16 protein-coding genes are annotated in these 16,245 nt (G+C 69.3%); 14 read left to right on the top strand and 2 right to left on the bottom strand.

The features are described from left to right. Nucleotides 1–76: 76 nt before the first annotated feature. From hisG to AC36XV_RS11025, 11 genes are all read left to right on the top strand, one after another. Nucleotides 77–955 carry an ATP phosphoribosyltransferase gene (gene hisG, locus AC36XV_RS11075; protein WP_492203746.1) on the top strand — a complete coding sequence of 293 codons (879 nt, stop codon included), beginning with the start codon at nucleotides 77–79 and terminating at the stop codon, nucleotides 953–955. Next, entirely contained in the window at nucleotides 952–2,301 is a 1,350-nt protein-coding gene (gene hisD / locus AC36XV_RS11070; protein ID WP_492203745.1) for a histidinol dehydrogenase, read from the top strand. Before hisG ends, hisD begins: the two co-directional genes overlap by 4 nt. After that, the gene (hisC, locus tag AC36XV_RS11065; protein WP_492203744.1) at nucleotides 2,298–3,359 is read left to right on the top strand and encodes a histidinol-phosphate transaminase; all 1,062 of its coding nucleotides are present in this window, start codon (nucleotides 2,298–2,300) and stop codon (nucleotides 3,357–3,359) included. Before hisD ends, hisC begins: the two co-directional genes overlap by 4 nt. Next, nucleotides 3,356–4,231, top strand: coding sequence for a histidinol-phosphatase HisJ family protein (locus tag AC36XV_RS11060; RefSeq protein WP_492203743.1), 876 nt, complete (start codon nucleotides 3,356–3,358; stop codon nucleotides 4,229–4,231). Before hisC ends, AC36XV_RS11060 begins: the two co-directional genes overlap by 4 nt. Then, nucleotides 4,228–4,815 carry an imidazoleglycerol-phosphate dehydratase HisB gene (gene hisB, locus AC36XV_RS11055; RefSeq protein WP_492203742.1) on the top strand — a complete coding sequence of 196 codons (588 nt, stop codon included), beginning with the start codon at nucleotides 4,228–4,230 and terminating at the stop codon, nucleotides 4,813–4,815. Before AC36XV_RS11060 ends, hisB begins: the two co-directional genes overlap by 4 nt. After that, nucleotides 4,812–5,426: an imidazole glycerol phosphate synthase subunit HisH gene (gene hisH, locus AC36XV_RS11050; RefSeq protein WP_492203741.1), complete on the top strand. Its 615-nt coding sequence runs from the start codon at nucleotides 4,812–4,814 to the stop codon at nucleotides 5,424–5,426. Before hisB ends, hisH begins: the two co-directional genes overlap by 4 nt. After that, on the top strand, nucleotides 5,423–6,136 hold the full coding sequence (gene hisA, locus AC36XV_RS11045) for a 1-(5-phosphoribosyl)-5-[(5-phosphoribosylamino)methylideneamino]imidazole-4-carboxamide isomerase (protein ID WP_492203740.1): 714 nt from the start codon (nucleotides 5,423–5,425) through the stop codon (nucleotides 6,134–6,136). The genes hisH and hisA overlap by 4 nt, the downstream gene beginning before the upstream one ends. Further along, entirely contained in the window at nucleotides 6,130–6,903 is a 774-nt protein-coding gene (hisF, locus tag AC36XV_RS11040) for an imidazole glycerol phosphate synthase subunit HisF (RefSeq protein ID WP_492203739.1), read from the top strand. The genes hisA and hisF overlap by 7 nt, the downstream gene beginning before the upstream one ends. Nucleotides 6,904–6,916: 13 nt before the next feature. After that, on the top strand, nucleotides 6,917–7,576 hold the full coding sequence (gene hisIE / locus AC36XV_RS11035; protein ID WP_492203738.1) for a bifunctional phosphoribosyl-AMP cyclohydrolase/phosphoribosyl-ATP diphosphatase HisIE: 660 nt from the start codon (nucleotides 6,917–6,919) through the stop codon (nucleotides 7,574–7,576). A gap of 147 nt (nucleotides 7,577–7,723) precedes the next feature. Continuing rightward, nucleotides 7,724–9,259 carry a protein kinase domain-containing protein gene (locus tag AC36XV_RS11030; RefSeq protein ID WP_492203737.1) on the top strand — a complete coding sequence of 512 codons (1,536 nt, stop codon included), beginning with the start codon at nucleotides 7,724–7,726 and terminating at the stop codon, nucleotides 9,257–9,259. Between the two features lie 135 nt (nucleotides 9,260–9,394). Next, nucleotides 9,395–9,853 (top strand): hypothetical protein, encoded by a 459-nt coding sequence (locus AC36XV_RS11025; protein ID WP_492203736.1) that lies wholly within the window; start codon nucleotides 9,395–9,397, stop codon nucleotides 9,851–9,853. Between the two features lie 35 nt (nucleotides 9,854–9,888). On the opposite strand, the gene AC36XV_RS11020 is transcribed toward AC36XV_RS11025, so the two are convergent. Continuing rightward, entirely contained in the window at nucleotides 9,889–10,431 is a 543-nt protein-coding gene (locus AC36XV_RS11020; RefSeq protein WP_492203735.1) for a DUF1697 domain-containing protein, read from the bottom strand. A 109-nt stretch (nucleotides 10,432–10,540) separates the two neighbouring features. Here AC36XV_RS11020 and nuoE point away from each other — a divergent pair, with 109 nt between their 5' ends. The 3 genes from nuoE to fdhF are packed head-to-tail and all read left to right on the top strand — an operon-like array spanning nucleotide 10,541 to nucleotide 15,524. Continuing rightward, entirely contained in the window at nucleotides 10,541–10,996 is a 456-nt protein-coding gene (gene nuoE / locus AC36XV_RS11015) for an NADH-quinone oxidoreductase subunit NuoE (RefSeq protein ID WP_492203734.1), read from the top strand. Beyond that, a complete protein-coding gene (locus AC36XV_RS11010) occupies nucleotides 10,993–12,858 on the top strand; it encodes an NADH-ubiquinone oxidoreductase-F iron-sulfur binding region domain-containing protein (protein WP_492203733.1) in 1,866 nt (621 codons plus the stop codon). The genes nuoE and AC36XV_RS11010 overlap by 4 nt, the downstream gene beginning before the upstream one ends. Continuing rightward, entirely contained in the window at nucleotides 12,855–15,524 is a 2,670-nt protein-coding gene (fdhF, locus tag AC36XV_RS11005; RefSeq protein WP_492203732.1) for a formate dehydrogenase subunit alpha, read from the top strand. Before AC36XV_RS11010 ends, fdhF begins: the two co-directional genes overlap by 4 nt. On the opposite strand, the gene AC36XV_RS11000 is transcribed toward fdhF, so the two are convergent. Next, the gene (locus AC36XV_RS11000) at nucleotides 15,521–15,973 is read right to left on the bottom strand and encodes a response regulator (RefSeq protein ID WP_492203731.1); all 453 of its coding nucleotides are present in this window, start codon (nucleotides 15,971–15,973) and stop codon (nucleotides 15,521–15,523) included. The two genes, fdhF and AC36XV_RS11000, sit on opposite strands and share 4 nt — an antisense overlap. Between the last annotated feature and the right edge of the window lie 272 nt (nucleotides 15,974–16,245).

The following is a 16,245-nucleotide window of genomic DNA, read 5'->3' as shown; positions in this document are numbered from 1 at the left end:
AGGCGCCCGCTTCCCGGCGGGCGCCTTTTTTCGTTGGTGCGCCAGATCGGGACGCGGCTGAAATCGAGGCCGAAAGATGATCGATCGAAACGGCGACAAGCTGAGAATCGCGGTTCAGAGCAACGGCCGGCTCACATCGTACAGCCTGGACCTGCTGAGAGGGATTGGACTGGAGTTCGAGGATCACGAGCGACGCCTGTTCGCCCGTTGCCGCAACCTCGAGGTCGAGCTGCTGTTTCTTCGGGACGATGACATCCCGGAATACGTGGCGGACGGCGTGGCCGATCTCGGCATCGTCGGTCAGAACGTGATCCGGGAGCGGGGCGCGGATCTCGAGGAGCTCGTCCCGCTCGGCTTCGGGTACTGCACGCTCACGCTCGCGGTCCCGACCGGGTCCGACGCTCGTGCCCCAGAGGATCTGGCGGGTCTGCGCATCGCCACGACACACCCGCGATCACTCCGCCGATACCTCGAGGACGAGGACATTCCCGCGGACATCATCGAGCTGCACGGCGGAGCCGAGATCGCCCCGGCCCTGGATGTGGCCGACGCCATCTGCGACCTGGTATCGACGGGCACCACGCTGCGGATGCACGACCTGCGCCGGATCGGCGACGTGTGGGACTCGCAAGCCTGGCTCGTGGCGAACCGGAGGCTGCCCGACGAGCCCGGACGCGCTGCGCTGGCGAGCCGCCTGCGGGTGCGCCTCGACGGTCTCCTCACGGCGCGGCGTCTCAAGTACGTGACGCTCAACGCTCCCGCGGAGGCGCTGCCCCGGATCCGGCGGATCCTCCCGGGCATGCGGAGTCCGACGGTCGTGCCCCTCGCCGACACGGGCATGGTGGCCGTGCACGCGGCCGCGCAGGAAGAGGTGTTCTGGGAGGCGATGGAGCGGCTGAAGGAGGCGGGAGCGACCGAGATCCTCGTCCTGCCGGTGGAAAAGGTGATGCGATGAGCGGGCGGGCCGACGTGACGCGGGTGCTTCGCGGCGCGGAAGCCGCGGGTTGGGTGCGTGAGGCGGCCACCGAGCCCCCGGACCCTGGCATGCGGACACGGGTCCGGGAGATCGTCGAGCGGGTGCGGTCGGGAGGCGACGACGCCCTGCTCGATCTCGCGGCCCGCTTCGATGGCGGACGGCCGATCTCGATCCGGGTCGCTCCTGATCGCTGCCGGGAGGCCCTGTCGGGCACCGGGCCGGATAAAAGGGAGGCCCTCGAGACGGCCCGCCGGAACCTCGAGCGATTTCACCGGGCGCAGCGGCGGCGGGAGGAGGTGATCGAGATCGTCGAGGGCGTCGAGGCATGGAGGGAGTTCCGTCCGATCGATCGGGTGGGCATCTATGCGCCGGGCGGACGGGCCGCCTACCCGTCGAGCGTGCTGATGGCGGCCGTTCCGGCCCGCGTGGCCGGCGTGCGGGAACTCACCGTCTGCTGTCCGGCCGGCCCATCCGGAGAGCCGCCGGAATCCGTGCTGGCGGCGTGCGCCCTGCTCGACATCGAGGAGGTGTACGCGGTGGGTGGCGCCCACGCGATCGCCGCTCTCGCCCTCGGAACGGAAACGATCTCCCGGGTGGACAAAATCGTCGGACCGGGCGGCGCCTGGGTGAACGCGGCCAAGCTGGCCCTGTTCGAGGAGGTGGCGATCGACCTTCCGGCCGGGCCGTCGGAAGTCTGCGTTTGGGCCGATGCGTCCGCGAACCCGGACTGGATCGCCGCCGAGCTGCTGGCGCAGGCGGAGCACGGTCCCGACTCCGTGGTGGTGGCCGTGCTGAGCGACGACGCATGCGCCGGCCCGGAGCTCGAGGCGATCGCGCGGGAGGTCGTCCTCCGGGCGGGTGTCCGGCTCCAGGCTCTCCCGGGCAGTCCGCGGGATGCGGCGACGGAGAGCCTGTCCGGTGGGGCCGTCCTCGTGGCGGCCACGGACGAGCAGGGAGCGACCTGGGTCAACGAATTGGCCCCGGAGCACCTGTCGATCCAGAGGCGCGATGCGGACGGGGCGGTCGAACGGGTCCGTCACGCCGGGTCGGTGTTCATGGGTGAGTACGCTCCCGTCGCGGCCGGAGACTACTGCACCGGGACGAACCACGTGCTTCCGACCGCGGGCCGGGCGCGCGGTGCTTCGGGGCTTTCCGTGGCGGATTTCGGACGCTGGATGCAGGTGCAGCGAATAGACCGCAGCGGCCTCGCTGCGCTCGCGCCCGCCATCGAGACGCTGGCGGAGTGGGAGGGGCTCCCGGCACACGCCGGGTCGGTGCGAGCCCGGCTGGAGACGGAACCGACGTCTTTGGAGGCAGGCCGATGACGGGAGTCCAGGCATGCATCCGACCCCACGTGCGGGCGGTCCCGCCGTACGTGACGGCGCGCTCGCAGCACCGCGGCGGCATCCTGCTCGACGCCAACGAGAACGCGTTCGGTCCGGCCACGACCGCCGTGCCGGCCGACCTGCACCGGTACCCCGACCCGAGGAACCGCGAGCTGCGTCGGGCTCTCGCGGACTGGCTCGGCGTTCCGGGAGAGCGGCTGTGGCTGGGGAACGGATCGGACGAGGTCATCGACCTGCTCGTCCGGTCGCTCGTGGGACCGGGCGATCCGGTGGCGGTCGTGGAGCCCGGCTACGGGGTGTACGCGCAGCGCGTCGCAGCCCACGGGGGCGTCGTGCGGGGCATACGCCTGGACGCCGGCTTCGACCTGGACGTCGAGAAGACGGTGCGGGCGGCCCAGGACTGCTCGCTGCTCTTCCTGTGCTCCCCCAACAACCCCACCGGCAACATGCTCTCGCGGGAGCGAATGCTGGAGGTCGTGCGTCGCACGGAGTGCGTCGTGGCGGTGGACGAAGCGTACGTGGAGTTCGCGCCCTCAGGGACGTCGCTGGTCGATCGCGCGGGCGGGGACAGCGGACCCGAAGGGCTGGATCGCCTCGCGATCCTCCGGACATTCTCGAAGGCGTGGGGCCTCGCCGGAGCGCGCGTCGGGTACCTGGTGGCCCACCCGGTCCTCGTCCGGGCGCTCGACCGGATCGGACTTCCGTACCCGCTGTCCTCCCTTTCCGCCCGTGCCGCCTCGAAGGCGCTCGAGGAGGCCGAACGGATGGAGCGGGCGCGGGCTGCCGTCGTGGCCGAACGTCGTCGGCTCTCGTCGCAACTGCAGTCCCTCGGCCTCGAGGTCCTGCCGTCGGATGCGAACTTCCTCCTGTTCTTCGTGCCGGATCCCGAAGAGGCGCAGCGCCGTCTGGCGGAGGAGCATGGCGTGGTCATTCGGGACCGCAGCCGCATGCCGGGCCTGTCCGGAGCGCTGCGCGTCACCATCGGAACGCCCGACGAGAACGAGCGACTCGTCGCAGGTCTCAGGGAGGTCCTGTGATCAACTGTCACTTCCACGATGACCGGTCGTCTGACGGTCTCGAGTCGCTGGCCCATCACTGCGAGGCGGCGGCCGCTGCGGGGGTCCGCTACGTATGCGTGACCAACCACGCCGAGATCATGGGAGCGGACGGCACCTGGCGGGCCGACCTCGACGAGATGCGTGACCGGTTCCGAGACGTTGGTGAATCGGTGCTCGAGTGCCGGGAGCGTTTCCCGGACCTGGAGGTCCTGCTCGGCATCGAGCTGGAGTACCGGCCCGAGTGGACGGCCGCGTTCGATCGGCTGACCGAGGAGATTCCGTTCGACTTCGTGCTCGGATCCGTGCACCTGGTGGACGGGCACAACGTGTCGGGCGGACCGGATCGCGACCGGTTCTTCGAGGACCGTTCCCAGGACGAGGCGTATGCCCTGTACTTCCGAGAGATCGGACGAATGGTGGAGTGGGGCGGGTTCGACGCGGTCGCGCACTTCGATCTCGTGAAGCGCTTCGGCCATCGGCACTACGGGGGATACGCGCCCGACCGGTACCGCCCGCTCATACAGCCGGTGCTGGAGACCATGGCGGACCGGGGGATCGGGTTGGAGATCAACACCTCCGGCGTCTTCGGTCCCGGCACGCCCTATCCGGAACGGGCGATTCTCGAATGGGCCCGGGCGGCCGGAGTGCCCGCGCTGACGCTCGGCACGGACTCGCACGAGCCGGCGACGTTCGCGGAAGGGCTGGTCGAGGGCGTGGAGCTGGCGGCTGACGCCGGTTGGAGAGATCTGACCGTGTTCGTGCAGCGTGAGGCGCGCGTGCGCGTCCCGATCCGCGAAGCGAGGGCCTGGGCGGGGGCCCGACGATCGGCCGCGGACGGGGAAGTCCGGTGAGCCGCCGCGCCGAGGTGAAACGCGAGACGCGGGAGACGTCGGTCCGCGCCCTCGTGGAGCTGGACGGTACGGGGCGCGCGGACATCGCCACCGGGGTCGGCTTTCTCGACCACATGCTGGAGCTCCTGGCCGGCCACTCGCTGGTGGACATCGAGATCGAGGCCCGGGGCGACCTGGAGGTCGATGAACACCACACCGTCGAGGACGTCGGCATCGCGCTCGGCACGGCGATCGCGAAGGCGCTGGGAGAGAGGCGCGGCATCCGGAGGTACGGTTTCCTCCTTCCGATGGACGAGGCCCTGGCGCGCGTCGCCCTGGACCTCGGGGGCAGACCGTTCGTCGTGTTCGAGGCGGATTTCGCCCGCGAGAGGGTCGGGGACCTGCCGACCGAGCTGGTGGAGGACTTCGTCCGCGGACTCGCGCACAACCTGGGCGCCAACATCCACGTCCGCGTGGAGTACGGCCGGAACGACCACCACAAGATCGAGGCGATCTTCAAGGCGCTCGGCCGGGCCCTGCGAGCGGCGATCGAGCGGGATCCAAGGCTGGAAGGCCGGATTCCCTCCACCAAGGGGGTCCTGTGATCGCCCTCGTCGACTATGGAGCGGGCAACCTGCGCAGCGTCGAGTTCGCGCTCGAGGAGCTGGGGGTGGGCTTTTGCCGGGCCGCTGCTCCCGAAGCACTTCAGGCCGCCGATGGCATCATCCTGCCGGGCGTCGGCGCGGCGGAGAGCGCCATGAGGGAGCTCGAGAGGCGGGGCCTCGACCGGGCACTCCGCGATTCGCGGGTTCCCGTGCTCGGCATCTGTCTCGGCCAGCAGCTGTTCACGGAGGCGTCGGACGAGGGGGGCGCTCCGGTGCGATGCCTGAGCCTGCTGGCCGGTAGCACGCGACGTTTCGGCGGAGCGGAGGCCGACTTCCCCCTCCCGTTGCCGCACATCGGGTGGAACGAGACCGAGCTCGACGCCGATCCCCTGTTCGAGGGCCTCCCCGCGCGCGAGCACTTCTACTACCTGCACTCCTACCGGGTGTCCGTCCCGGCCGATTCGGTGATCGCCGTGGCCGAGTACGGCGAGAGGTTCCCCGCCGCGGTTCGGTCGGGGGGGTTCGCCGCGGTGCAGTTCCATCCCGAGAAGTCGGGACCTGCCGGGCTGCGAATACTGGAGAATTTCTGCCGCCAGGGGGCACCCTCGTGATCGTGTACCCGGCGATCGACCTGCTCGGAGGCAGCTGCGTGCGGCTCGTACAGGGCGACTACGACGCGGTCACCCGGTTCTCCGAAGACCCGGTCGCGGTGGCTGAGCGGTTTGTCGAGCAGGGAGCCGAGTCCCTGCACGTGATCGACCTGGACGGAGCCAGAGAGGGCCGTCCCGTGCACGGGGACCTCTTAAGGCGCATCGCGGCGGCGGTTTCGGTGCCGCTTCAGGTGGGCGGGGGGATTCGTTCGGCCGACGCCGTCGCCGCCTATCTCCGCTCCGGGGTGCACCGGGTGCTGATCGGAACGGCGGCGGTCGATGATACCGGGTGGCTCGGGGAAGCGGTGCGGCGATTCGGACCGGACCGGGTGGCGGCAGCCGTCGATGTCCGCGACGGAGAGGTCGTCACGAACGGCTGGCTCTCCGGATCGGGAATGGACGCGGCATCCGTCGCGGAGTCCCTTCGTGATCTCGGCATCGAGACACTGCTCTACACGGACACGCGGCGCGACGGGACCCTCACCTCGGTGGACGCAGGAGGGACACGGGAGCTCGTGGGGCGGGGCTTCCGCGTCATCGCCGCGGGCGGAATCAGCTCCGCTCGAGACATCCGGGCCCTGGCGACGGTGGGCGCCTCGGGAGCCGTCGTCGGAAGCGCCCTGTACCGCGGGCGGATGACGCTGCAGGAGGCGATGGAGGCGGCATGCTGAAGCGGCGCATCGTGCCCTGCCTCGACGTCCGGGACGGGCGCGTCGTCAAGGGAGTCCGCTTCGAGGGGCTCCGAGATGCCGGTGATCCGGCGGAGCTCGGCCGGCTGTATGCGGCACAGGGCGCGGATGAGCTCGTGTTCCTGGACATCACCGCCACCCGCCGGGAGGAGCGGACGGCCGTGCGCCTGGCCGAGGACGTAGCCCGAAGACTGTTCATCCCGTTCACCCTCGGGGGCGGGCTCGCGTCGGTGGAGCAGATGCGGGAGGTGCTCCACGCCGGGGCCGACAAGGTGAGTGTCAACACGGCGGCCGTGACCCGGCCCGCCCTCATCTCGGAGGCCGCGGACCGATTGGGCTCGCAGGCCGTGGTCGTGGCCATCGACGCCTACCGTCGAAACCTGGAGGGCCGAGCGACGGCGCGCTGGGGCGTTCGGGTCGCTGCGGGCACCCGGGACACCCCGCTCGACGCCGTCGAGTGGGCAGCCGAGGTGGAGCGCCGCGGAGCCGGCGAGATCCTCCTCACGTCGATCGACTGCGACGGGACGAAGAGCGGATTCGATCTCGCGCTGGTGGGTGCGGTGTGCGACGCGGTCTCGATTCCGGTGATCGCATCCGGCGGCGCGGGCGAGGTTCGCCACTTCGCCGAGGCGTTCGAGGCAGGAGCCTCGGCGGCGCTCGCGGCCTCCCTGTTCCATTTTCGGGAGCTGGAGATTCCGACCCTGAAGACCGAGCTGGCCGGGCGGGGAATCCCCGTCCGACCGGCGTAGACGGAGAGCGTACATGGCAGAACGATTCGACCCCGAAGCGGTCCGATTCCACGAGCCGACGGGACTCGCGCCGACCATCGTGCAGGATGCGGGCGGCGGCGAAGTGCTGATGCTCGGTTACATGAACGCGGAGTCGCTGCGCCAAACGCTGGAAACCGGACGCGTGACGTTCTGGTCCCGGTCCCGGCAGCGCCTGTGGGAGAAGGGCGAGACCTCGGGGAACGGCCTGCGGCTGGAGTCGATCGCCGCCGACTGCGACGGCGACGCGCTTCTGGTGCGGGCGTGGCCGAGCGGCCCGACCTGTCACACGGGGAACCGCAGCTGTTTCGATGGGATCGGACCCGGGGAGCTTTCATTCCTGGGCCGCACCCTGGTCGATCTCGATCGGGTGATCGCGGAGCGCGACCGGGAGCGCCCCGTCGGTTCCTACACCACCCGGCTGCTCGAGTCGGGCATCGTCCGCTGCGCGCAGAAGGTGGCGGAAGAGGGCGTGGAAGTCGCCCTGGCCGCGGCGGCGGAGCCGGAGCGGGCGGTGTCCGAGTCGGCGGACCTGCTCTACCACCTGCTCGTCCTGTGGCGGGCCGCGGGCGTCGAGGCCGCCGATGTAGCGCGAGAGCTGGAGGGGAGACGCATCCCGACGCAGACGGAGGACGGCGGAAGCGGTCGGGGCTAGACCGCTCCTTTGGCAGCGGCGGGTCCACTTGTTCCGCTGCGCGGGCCCTTCTACCGTACCGGGTCTCGAACGGGCTCGCAGCATCCGCCGGGCGCGGATCGGGCGGAGGCCACCGACGGTCGGCTGACATCGGTTCTGGAGAGCGGCTTGCATTCCACGGGAGAAGGTCCTTCAGGCGAAATCTCCGAACGGGGGATCGACCTGCTGAGGCGGCTCCGCGAACCGCTCGCCGAACGGTATGAACTGGAGGCCGTTCTCGGACGGGGAGCGATCGCATCCACTCTGCTGGCCCGCGATCGCAAGCACCGACGCGGCGTGGTTCTCCGGGTTCTTCATCCGGCCCTCTCCTCCGCCGTCGAAGGGCAGAGGTTCCTACGCGAGATCGAGACGATCGCCGGCTTGACCCACCCGCACATCCTCACCCTCATCGACTCGGGTGAAGCAGACGGCCTCTTCTACTACGTCGTTCCTCACGTCGAGGGAGAATCGCTTCGAAGCATGCTGGACCGCGAGCGGCAGCTGCCCGTCGGGACGGCTCTCGGAATCGCGATTGACGTCGCGGATGGACTCGACCATGCGCACCGGAGGGGGATCGTCCACCGGGACATCACGCCCGAGACGATTCTCATCTCCGAGGGGCACGCGACGATCGCGGACTTCGGCGTTGCCCGCGCGATCGACTCGGCAGGGAGCGAGCGTCTCACGGCGATCGGTGTGACCATCGGGACACCGGCCTATGCCAGCCCGGAGCAGCTGAGGGGCGATCCGGCGCTGGATGGCAGAGCCGACGTGTATTCCCTGGGGTGCGTGTTGTACGAAATGCTCACGGGCGCGCCGCCGCAGGCGGGAATGGGCACGGACGAGTTGATCCGGCGCCGGCTTCAGGAAGATCCGCCCTCGGCGCGATCGGTGCGCAGTACGGTGCCGCCGGTGCTCGATCATGCGATTCGACGAGCGCTGGCACGGTTGCCGGCGGACCGCTTCAAGACCGCGGCGGAATTGCATGGGGAGCTTCGCGACCTGAGGCTCGCCTCTTCGTCCGCTGCTCGGGCGCGCGGCACGATGGCACGGGGCACGGATCACGGCCGTCGCCTCGCGGCGATCGTGTGCATCGACGTGGCCGGCTACTCACGGCTCGTGGAAGCGGATGAGCAGGGCACGCTGGCGCGAGTGCGAGAATTGAGCAGGGAGCTCATCGAACCCGAGATCAGGGGTCATTCGGGGCGGGTCGTGAAGCACCTCGGTGACGGTCTCCTGGCCGAGTTTCCGAGTGCAGTAGACGCGGTCGCGTGCTCGGTCGCCATCCAGCGGACCATTCGGGATCGCACCGCGGAGGAACCGGACAGCGAGCGGATCCGTCTGCGGATCGGCATCAACGTGGGCGACATCGTGGTCGAGGACGGGGACATCTTCGGGGACGGCGTCAACGTAGCGGCCCGGGTCGAAGGCCTGTCCGAGCCCGGCGGCGTGGCCCTGTCCGGGAGCGCCTGGGACCAGGTGCACAACAAGCTCGATCTGGAATTCGACGACCTGGGGATTCACGCCGTCAAGAATCTCAGGCGGCCGATCCGGGTCTATCGGGTGCGAACCGCGGAAACATCCCCTTCTGAAGAGCCACCCCCGGGCATACGGGGCCTGCGGTCGAGACTCGGCCGGGTCTTCGGGTCGCTCGGCGGCGGTTGAACCCGAAACCGATCACCGGGCCGAATCCGTGCAGCGGCGGGACAAGACCGGTATCTTACAGGCGGTGATCCCACGCGGGCGCAGCGGCGCCTCCTCCTCGCCATCAGCCCTCTGTACCCCGGGATGGAGGACGTCATGCACCGCACTTCATGTTGGCTTCCACTCGTTCTATCGGCCTTTCTTCTCGCCTCCTGCGGGGGAGATGACGACGAGACGACAGGGCCCGTGAACAACGATCTCGTCGGCACGTGGGATGCGACGGCCATCCAGCTCACCAGCGTCGCGGACCCAGGCACGGCCGTGGAGCTGGTCTCTCTGGGTGCCATCGGCAGGCTCGTGCTCCAGGCGGACGGAGGCTTCGGGTTGAGCGTCGGCATGCCCGGGGAACCCACCGAATTCGGCAACGGGGATTGGGGCGCGACCGACGTCCTCACCCTGGAATTCGGTGATGGCGACATCGAGGGCACCTGGCAGTTCGACATCGACCTGAACGGGAATTCGCTCCGCCTGACCGGGGCCGACACCGAGTGGGACTTCGACGACGATGGAACCGATGACCCCGCGAAGCTGGACCTGACGCTCACGCGGGACTGAACGGGCGTCGGCAGACCGAAAGAGACGCTGCTGCTCTACCGGTCTCGGTCCACCGCCATCTCCCAGAGCTTCTGAACGGTCCGCCAGTTCCGCGCGGTGGCGTCGACCCCGAGCAGCTTCTCCGCTCGAGCGGCCAGCTTCGAGGTGGCGAAGCCATCGGGTGCGTGCAGGTAGAAGACGCGCCCCTCCAGGTGCCAACGCTCGGTCTCGGCCCGAAGCTCGTCCAGCCTGTCGGCGTCCACCGCCTCCGGACGCTCGGCGAGGAAATGCAGGTGCACGGTCCTGGGTTCCGTCACCGCCTCGGCATACGGATTCGCGTTCATCGCACGTCGGAGGTCTTCGACCGAGAGGACGAGGATGCGCGGCCTGAACCCGAAGCGCTCCTCGATACGCGGAGGCAGGGCGGCGGCGAGATCGCAGGCTGCCTCCGGCCCGGCATCGAACACGACGTTCCCGCTCTGGATGTACGTGCGGACGTTCTCGAGCCCCACGTGAGCGAGCTGCTCCCGAAGATCGGCCATGGGTAGACGGTTCCCGCCGACGTTCACTCCTCGGAGCAGAGCAATCCAGGTGGCCATGGACGAAAGATAGCGGCTGCCGGGCCCGGGTCGACCCTGCCTGTCCGGCGCGGCCACGACCCGCTACAATCCTTCTCGTACCTGCACTTAGCGAACCGGGAGTCGCGGCATGGCGACCACGAACCTGGATCCGGTCCTCAGCGCCTTCGAGCGAAGGCCGGACTCGCTCATACCCCTGCTTCAGGCGGTCCAGGAGCGCTTCGGCTACCTGCCGCCGGAGTCGCTGGGCACCGTCGCGCGTCATGCGCGCGTCCCCCGGAGCCGCGTCTACGGCGTCGCATCCTTCTACGCCCAGTTTCGATTCAATCCGGTCGGCCGGCAGCGCGTGGCCGTATGCCGCGGGACGGCGTGCCATGTCGGGGGCGCCCGATTCATCCTGGAGGAGCTGGAGCGCACCCTGGGCATCACGGAAGGCGAGACCACGGAAGACATGGAGTACTCTCTCGAGACGGTGGCCTGTATCGGCTGTTGCGGTCTCGCACCCTGCATCAGCGTGAACGACGAGGTGTCGGCCAAGCTGACGCCGAAGAAGGTGCGCAAGCAGTTCAAGAAGAAGCGGAAATGACCGTGGACTTCGAGACGCTTCGGCGGGTGGCTGGAGAAGAGTGGAATCGTCTGGCGACCAGCGACATCCCGGTGGTTTCGGTGGGCACGGCCACGTGCGGCCGTTCCGCCGGCGCACTCGACACCCTGGATGTCCTCCGCGGAGAGCTGGCGGGACGGGACATCGCGTGCCGATTCGTCGAAGTGGGCTGCCTCGGGCCATGCTACGCGGAGCCCCTCGTCACCGTCTCCATGCCCGGATCGGCGACCGTGTGCTTCGCATCCGTCAACATCCGGGGGGCCCGCAAGATCGCCGAGTATATCGCGGGCGGAGAGCTTCCGGGCGAGCTGGCGTTCGCCACCATCGGGTCGGAACGGATCCCGGACATACCGGACCTGATGGACACCCCCGTGATGACGGGGCAGGTGCGCCGGGTGCTTCGAAACTGCGGCGTGATCGATCCCGGAGACATCCGGCACAGCCTCGCCCGCGGTGCCTACGGCGGCCTTCAGCGCGCCCTGGAGCTCGATGGCGACGCGCGCATCGTGGAGCTCGAGCGAGCCGGCCTCCGCGGCCGCGGCGGGGCGGGCTTTCCGGTGGCCCGGAAGTGGAGATTCTGCATCGAAGCACCGGGCGAGGTCCGCTACATCATCTGCAACGCGGATGAGGGCGACCCCGGAGCGTTCATGAACCGTTCGCTGCTCGAGGGCGATCCGCACGCGGTACTCGAAGGAATGGCCATCGCGGGCCTCACCATCGGGGCCGTCGAAGGCTTCATCTACTGCCGCGCCGAGTACCCGCTCGCCCTCGAGCGACTCGCGGTCGCCATCGGGCAGGCGGAAGAGGCCGGTCTCCTCGGACCCGACGCATTCGGGCCGGGCCGACCGTTCCGGATCACGGTCAAGGAAGGCGCGGGAGCCTTCGTGTGCGGCGAGGAGACCGCGCTGATCGCCTCTCTCGAGGGGCGCCGCGGGATGCCGAGCCCCCGTCCCCCCTACCCCGCGGTCAGCGGCCTGTGGGGCCGCCCCACCGTGATCAACAACGTGGAGACGCTCGCTTCCGTGGCGCTCATCTTCCAACACGGGGCGGACTGGTTCGCCGAGTACGGAACCGAGAGAAGCAAGGGCACCAAGACCTTCTCGCTCGTCGGAAACGTCCAACGTCCCGGGCTCGTGGAAGTCCCGTTCGGCACGACGCTGCGGGAGATGATCTTCGACATCGGCGGAGGCATCGCGAGCGGTCATCGCTTCAAGGCGGTCCAGACCGGCGGCCCGTCCGGGGGCTGCCTGCCGGAGGAGAAGCTCGACATCCCGGTGGACTACGAGTCGCTGCAGGCGGCCGGGACGATCATGGGATCCGGTGGCGTGGTCGTGATGGACGAGCGCACCTGCATGGTCGACTTCGCCCGCTACTTCCTCGACTTCGCGGCGGACGAGTCGTGCGGGAAGTGCGGCCCATGCCGTCTCGGCACCCGGCAGCTGCTTCGCATCCTCGAGGACATCACCCAGGGGCGCGGCGATCCGTCCGACATCGAACTGCTCGAGGGCCTGAGCCATCAGGTCATGAAGGGATCGCTCTGCGGACTCGGGCAGACGGCACCGAATCCGGTCCTGACCACCCTCCGCTACTTCCGGGATGAGTACGTGGCGCACGTCGAGAGCCGGATGTGCCCGGCGCTCGCCTGTCGGGACTACATCGCCTTCGAGATCGACGAGGAGAAGTGCACGGGGTGCACGGCCTGCGCCCTCCTGTGCCCGGTGGAGGGCATCGGCGGCGTCAAGGACCACCTCCACGCGATCAACTCGGCGGTCTGCATCAAGTGCGGCGTGTGCAGCGACACGTGCAGCTTCGGCGCCGTACAAACCGTGAGCGCGCCCGCATGACCGGGAGAATCGACGTCTCGATCAACGGGGCGACCGTCTCGGCAGACCCCTCCTCGACGGTGCTGGAGGTCGCGCTGGAGCACGGCGTGTTCGTCCCACACCTGTGCCACCACACGGACCTCGAGCCCGCCGGCGTCTGCCGGCTGTGCCTCGTGGAAGTCGACGGTCGACTGGTCACCGGGTGCAACACTCGGGTCACCGAGGGGGCCGAGATCCGGACCGATACCGGAGCGATTCAGGAGACCCGGCTCGGCGCGGTGGAGCTCCTCCTGGTGAATCACCACCGGGGACGGATCGACTGCGAGGAGGAGGCCTGCGAGCTGAACCGGATCGCGCGATTCGCGGGCGTCGACGAGAGCCGCCTCGGACGCTATCGGAGCCCCGAGCGCTCGCTGCCCGTGGACACTTCGAACCCCTTCTTCTCCTTCGACCCGAACCTCTGCGTGCTCTGCGGGATCTGCGCGCGCACCTGCGACGAGATCGTGGGCGTGGCGGCCATCGACTTCGTGCACCGGGGGTTCGACACCACGATCGGGAGCGCGCCGGGACAGCTGTGGATCGACTCCGAGTGCGTCTCGTGCGGCGAGTGCGTCGTCCGGTGTCCGACCGGCGCTCTTTCCTTCGTCGGCTTCGGGACACCCGAGCGTGAGGTGACCACGACCTGCACGTACTGCGGGTGCGGGTGCGGCATCCACCTGGGCATCTCCGGAGACCGCATCGTGTCGGCGCGGGGACAGCGCGAGAATCCGTCCAACGAAGGCCGCCTGTGCGTGAAGGGACGGTTCGGGTTCCAGTTCGTGAACTCGCCGGAGCGGCTCACGACTCCTCTCATCCGGCGCAACGGCGCCCTGGAGGAAGCGAGCTGGGACGAGGCCCTCGACCTCGTGGCGGAGCGTTTCTCGGCGGCCCGGGGCGATGCCTTCGCCGCCATCGCTTCGGCCAAGCTCACCAACGAGGAGAACTACCTGATCCAGAAGTTCTCGCGTGCGGTCATGGGCACGAACAGCGTGGACCACTGCGCGCGCCTGTGTCACTCGCCCTCCGTGGCGGGGCTGGTGCAGAGCTTCGGCAGCGGGGCGATGACGAGCTCCTCCCGCGACCTCGGGGATGCGCGCTGCATCCTCGCGATCGGGACGAACACCACGGCCGCCCACCCCATCATCGGGCTGCAGGTCATGCGATCGCTTCGGGCCGGCGGCAAGCTGATCGTGGCGAATCCGCGCGAGATCGAACTCGCCCGGCACGCCGACCTCCACATCCGAAACCGTGCCGGAAGCGACGTGGCGCTCCTCATGGGCATGATGCGGGTGATCGTGGACGAGGGCCTGCACGATCCGGAGTTCATCGAGTCCCGCTGCGAGGGCTTCGAGGCGTTCCGCGATTCCCTCGCCGCGTACGATGAAGCGACGGTCGAGGAGAAGACGGGCGTGCCCTTCGCCGACGTCGCCGAGGCCGCACGCATGTACGCGCTCAACTCACCGGCGGCCATCCTCTACGCCATGGGCATCACGCAGCACACGCACGGAACGGACAACGTCCTCGCCACGAGCAACCTGGCCCTGCTGACCGGAAACGTCGGCGTGCCGTCGGGCGGGGTGAACCCGCTGCGCGGCCAGAGCAACGTGCAGGGCGCGTGCGACATGGGCGCGCTTCCCAACGTCTATCCCGGCTACCAGAAAGTGAACTCTCCGGAGGTGAAGGCGAAGTTCGAGGCTGCCTGGGGGGTCGAGCTCGACGATGCCCCCGGCCTCACGCACCTGGAGATCCTGCGCGGCGTCACGGCCGGTCCGATCCGCGCCATCTACCTGGTGGGGGAGAACCCGGCCCTGAGCGAGGCGGACGCCACGCACGCGCGGGAGGCGATGGAGGCGGTCGACTTCCTGGTCGTGCAGGACATCTTCCTCACCGAGTCGGCTGAGTACGCCGACGTCGTCCTGCCCGCCGCCAGCTTCGCCGAGAAGGAAGGCACCTTCACGAACACCGAGCGCCGCGTACAGCGGGTGCGGAAGGCGATCCCCCCGGTGGGCGACTCACGGAGCGACGCGTGGATCACGTGCCAGATCGCGCGGCGCATGGGAGAGCCCGGATTCGACTTCGAGAGCGCCGAGGAGGTGATGGAGGAGATCGCCGCCCTCACGCCGAGCTACGGCGGCATCGCCTACGAACGGATCGAGCAGGTCGGACTGCAGTGGCCGTGCCCCGACCCGTCGCACCCGGGCACACGGTACCTGCACGCCGAGACGTTCCCGCGCCCGAGCGGGCGGGGCCGGTTCTTCCCCCTCGAGTACCGCCCGCCCGACGAGGAGCCGGACGCCGACTACCCGCTGGTGCTCACCACCGAGCGGAGCCTCTACCACTACCACACGGCAACCATGACGCGCCGGGTGCCCGGACTCGAAACACTCCGGCCGGAGGAACTGGTCGAGATGCACCCGCGCGACGCGGTCGAGCTGGGGATCGCGAGCGGCGACCGTGTCCGGGTGACGTCGAGGCGGGGCGAGGTCGAGGCACACGCCCTGGTGACGGAGGTCTCGCCGCCGGGGACGATCAGCATGACCTTCCACTTCCACGAGTCCCCGACCAACGTCCTCACCAACGCGGCCTATGATCCGGTGGCGAAGATCCCGGAGACCAAGGTGTGCGCGGTGCGCGTGGAGCCCGTCTAGGCCGATCCGTCCTCGCGAAAGCGCTGCACGGCCGGACAATCCTCGGGTCGCATCGGGTGTCCGTCCCGGATCGACGTAACCAGCGCATCGCAGTGCGCAGCCTCGTCCTGTGAGCCGGGCCGGCACATGATGTCGTGGGCGCCATGGACCAGCGCCTGATAGCACGCCTCGCAGCCCATCTCGGACCGCGGGGCGAAGAACACGACCCGGTGGTCGCCGACCGGAAGGCGGTGGGTGTACAGGAACTGCAGTCCCCCGGCCTCGAAGTCGCCGACGATGACATCCGGGTCCGCCTCGTAGATCCAGTACGCGTCCTTGTCCGGATCGGTGGAGACACCGACCACCTGGATGGACGGTTCCTCGCGGAGCCTGCGGGCGATGGCGTGTCCCAGGTCCCGCTCGGGAACGAGGACGAAGGTTCGGACGGGGCCCTGCCGATCGACGGTCATGCGCACCTCCTGCTGGATTTTCGCCCGGGTCGTGGAGGTCCGCAAGGCGACTGCCCGGCACAGGGTACGTGGCCCGGACGCGACATCATCGAACCTGCCACATCACGGCCCGCCGGCCGGGTCCTAGCCGTCGTTCCCCGAGATCATGGCCGTTCCGAACATCGACCATGGCAGAGACCCGGGACCCGTGTCGACCCGCATGGACATCCCCGCGAATCCACCGCTTCCGCGGCAACCGTACCACCGCCCGGGGAGGGGATCTCTGTATCCGT

The organism is Candidatus Benthicola sp. (assembly GCF_058719085.1).
This window is presented reverse-complemented; position numbering and strand designations above follow the sequence as displayed.

Bases quoted from the DNA above. Each gene is read 5' to 3' on its own strand.
- AC36XV_RS11010 (WP_492203733.1), top strand. From the start codon at position 10,993: ATGACCGTGGACTTCGAGACGCTTCGGCGGGTGGCTGGAGAAGAGTGG.
- AC36XV_RS11000 (WP_492203731.1), bottom strand. From the start codon at position 15,973: ATGACCGTCGATCGGCAGGGCCCCGTCCGAACCTTCGTCCTCGTTCCC.
- AC36XV_RS11025 (WP_492203736.1), top strand. From the start codon at position 9,395: ATGCACCGCACTTCATGTTGGCTTCCACTCGTTCTATCGGCCTTTCTT.
- AC36XV_RS11020 (WP_492203735.1), bottom strand. From the start codon at position 10,431: ATGGCCACCTGGATTGCTCTGCTCCGAGGAGTGAACGTCGGCGGGAAC.
- nuoE (WP_492203734.1), top strand. From the start codon at position 10,541: ATGGCGACCACGAACCTGGATCCGGTCCTCAGCGCCTTCGAGCGAAGG.
- hisC (WP_492203744.1), top strand. From the start codon at position 2,298: ATGACGGGAGTCCAGGCATGCATCCGACCCCACGTGCGGGCGGTCCCG.
- hisG (WP_492203746.1), top strand. From the start codon at position 77: ATGATCGATCGAAACGGCGACAAGCTGAGAATCGCGGTTCAGAGCAAC.
- fdhF (WP_492203732.1), top strand. From the start codon at position 12,855: ATGACCGGGAGAATCGACGTCTCGATCAACGGGGCGACCGTCTCGGCA.
- hisD (WP_492203745.1), top strand. From the start codon at position 952: ATGAGCGGGCGGGCCGACGTGACGCGGGTGCTTCGCGGCGCGGAAGCC.
- hisF (WP_492203739.1), top strand. From the start codon at position 6,130: ATGCTGAAGCGGCGCATCGTGCCCTGCCTCGACGTCCGGGACGGGCGC.
- hisIE (WP_492203738.1), top strand. From the start codon at position 6,917: ATGGCAGAACGATTCGACCCCGAAGCGGTCCGATTCCACGAGCCGACG.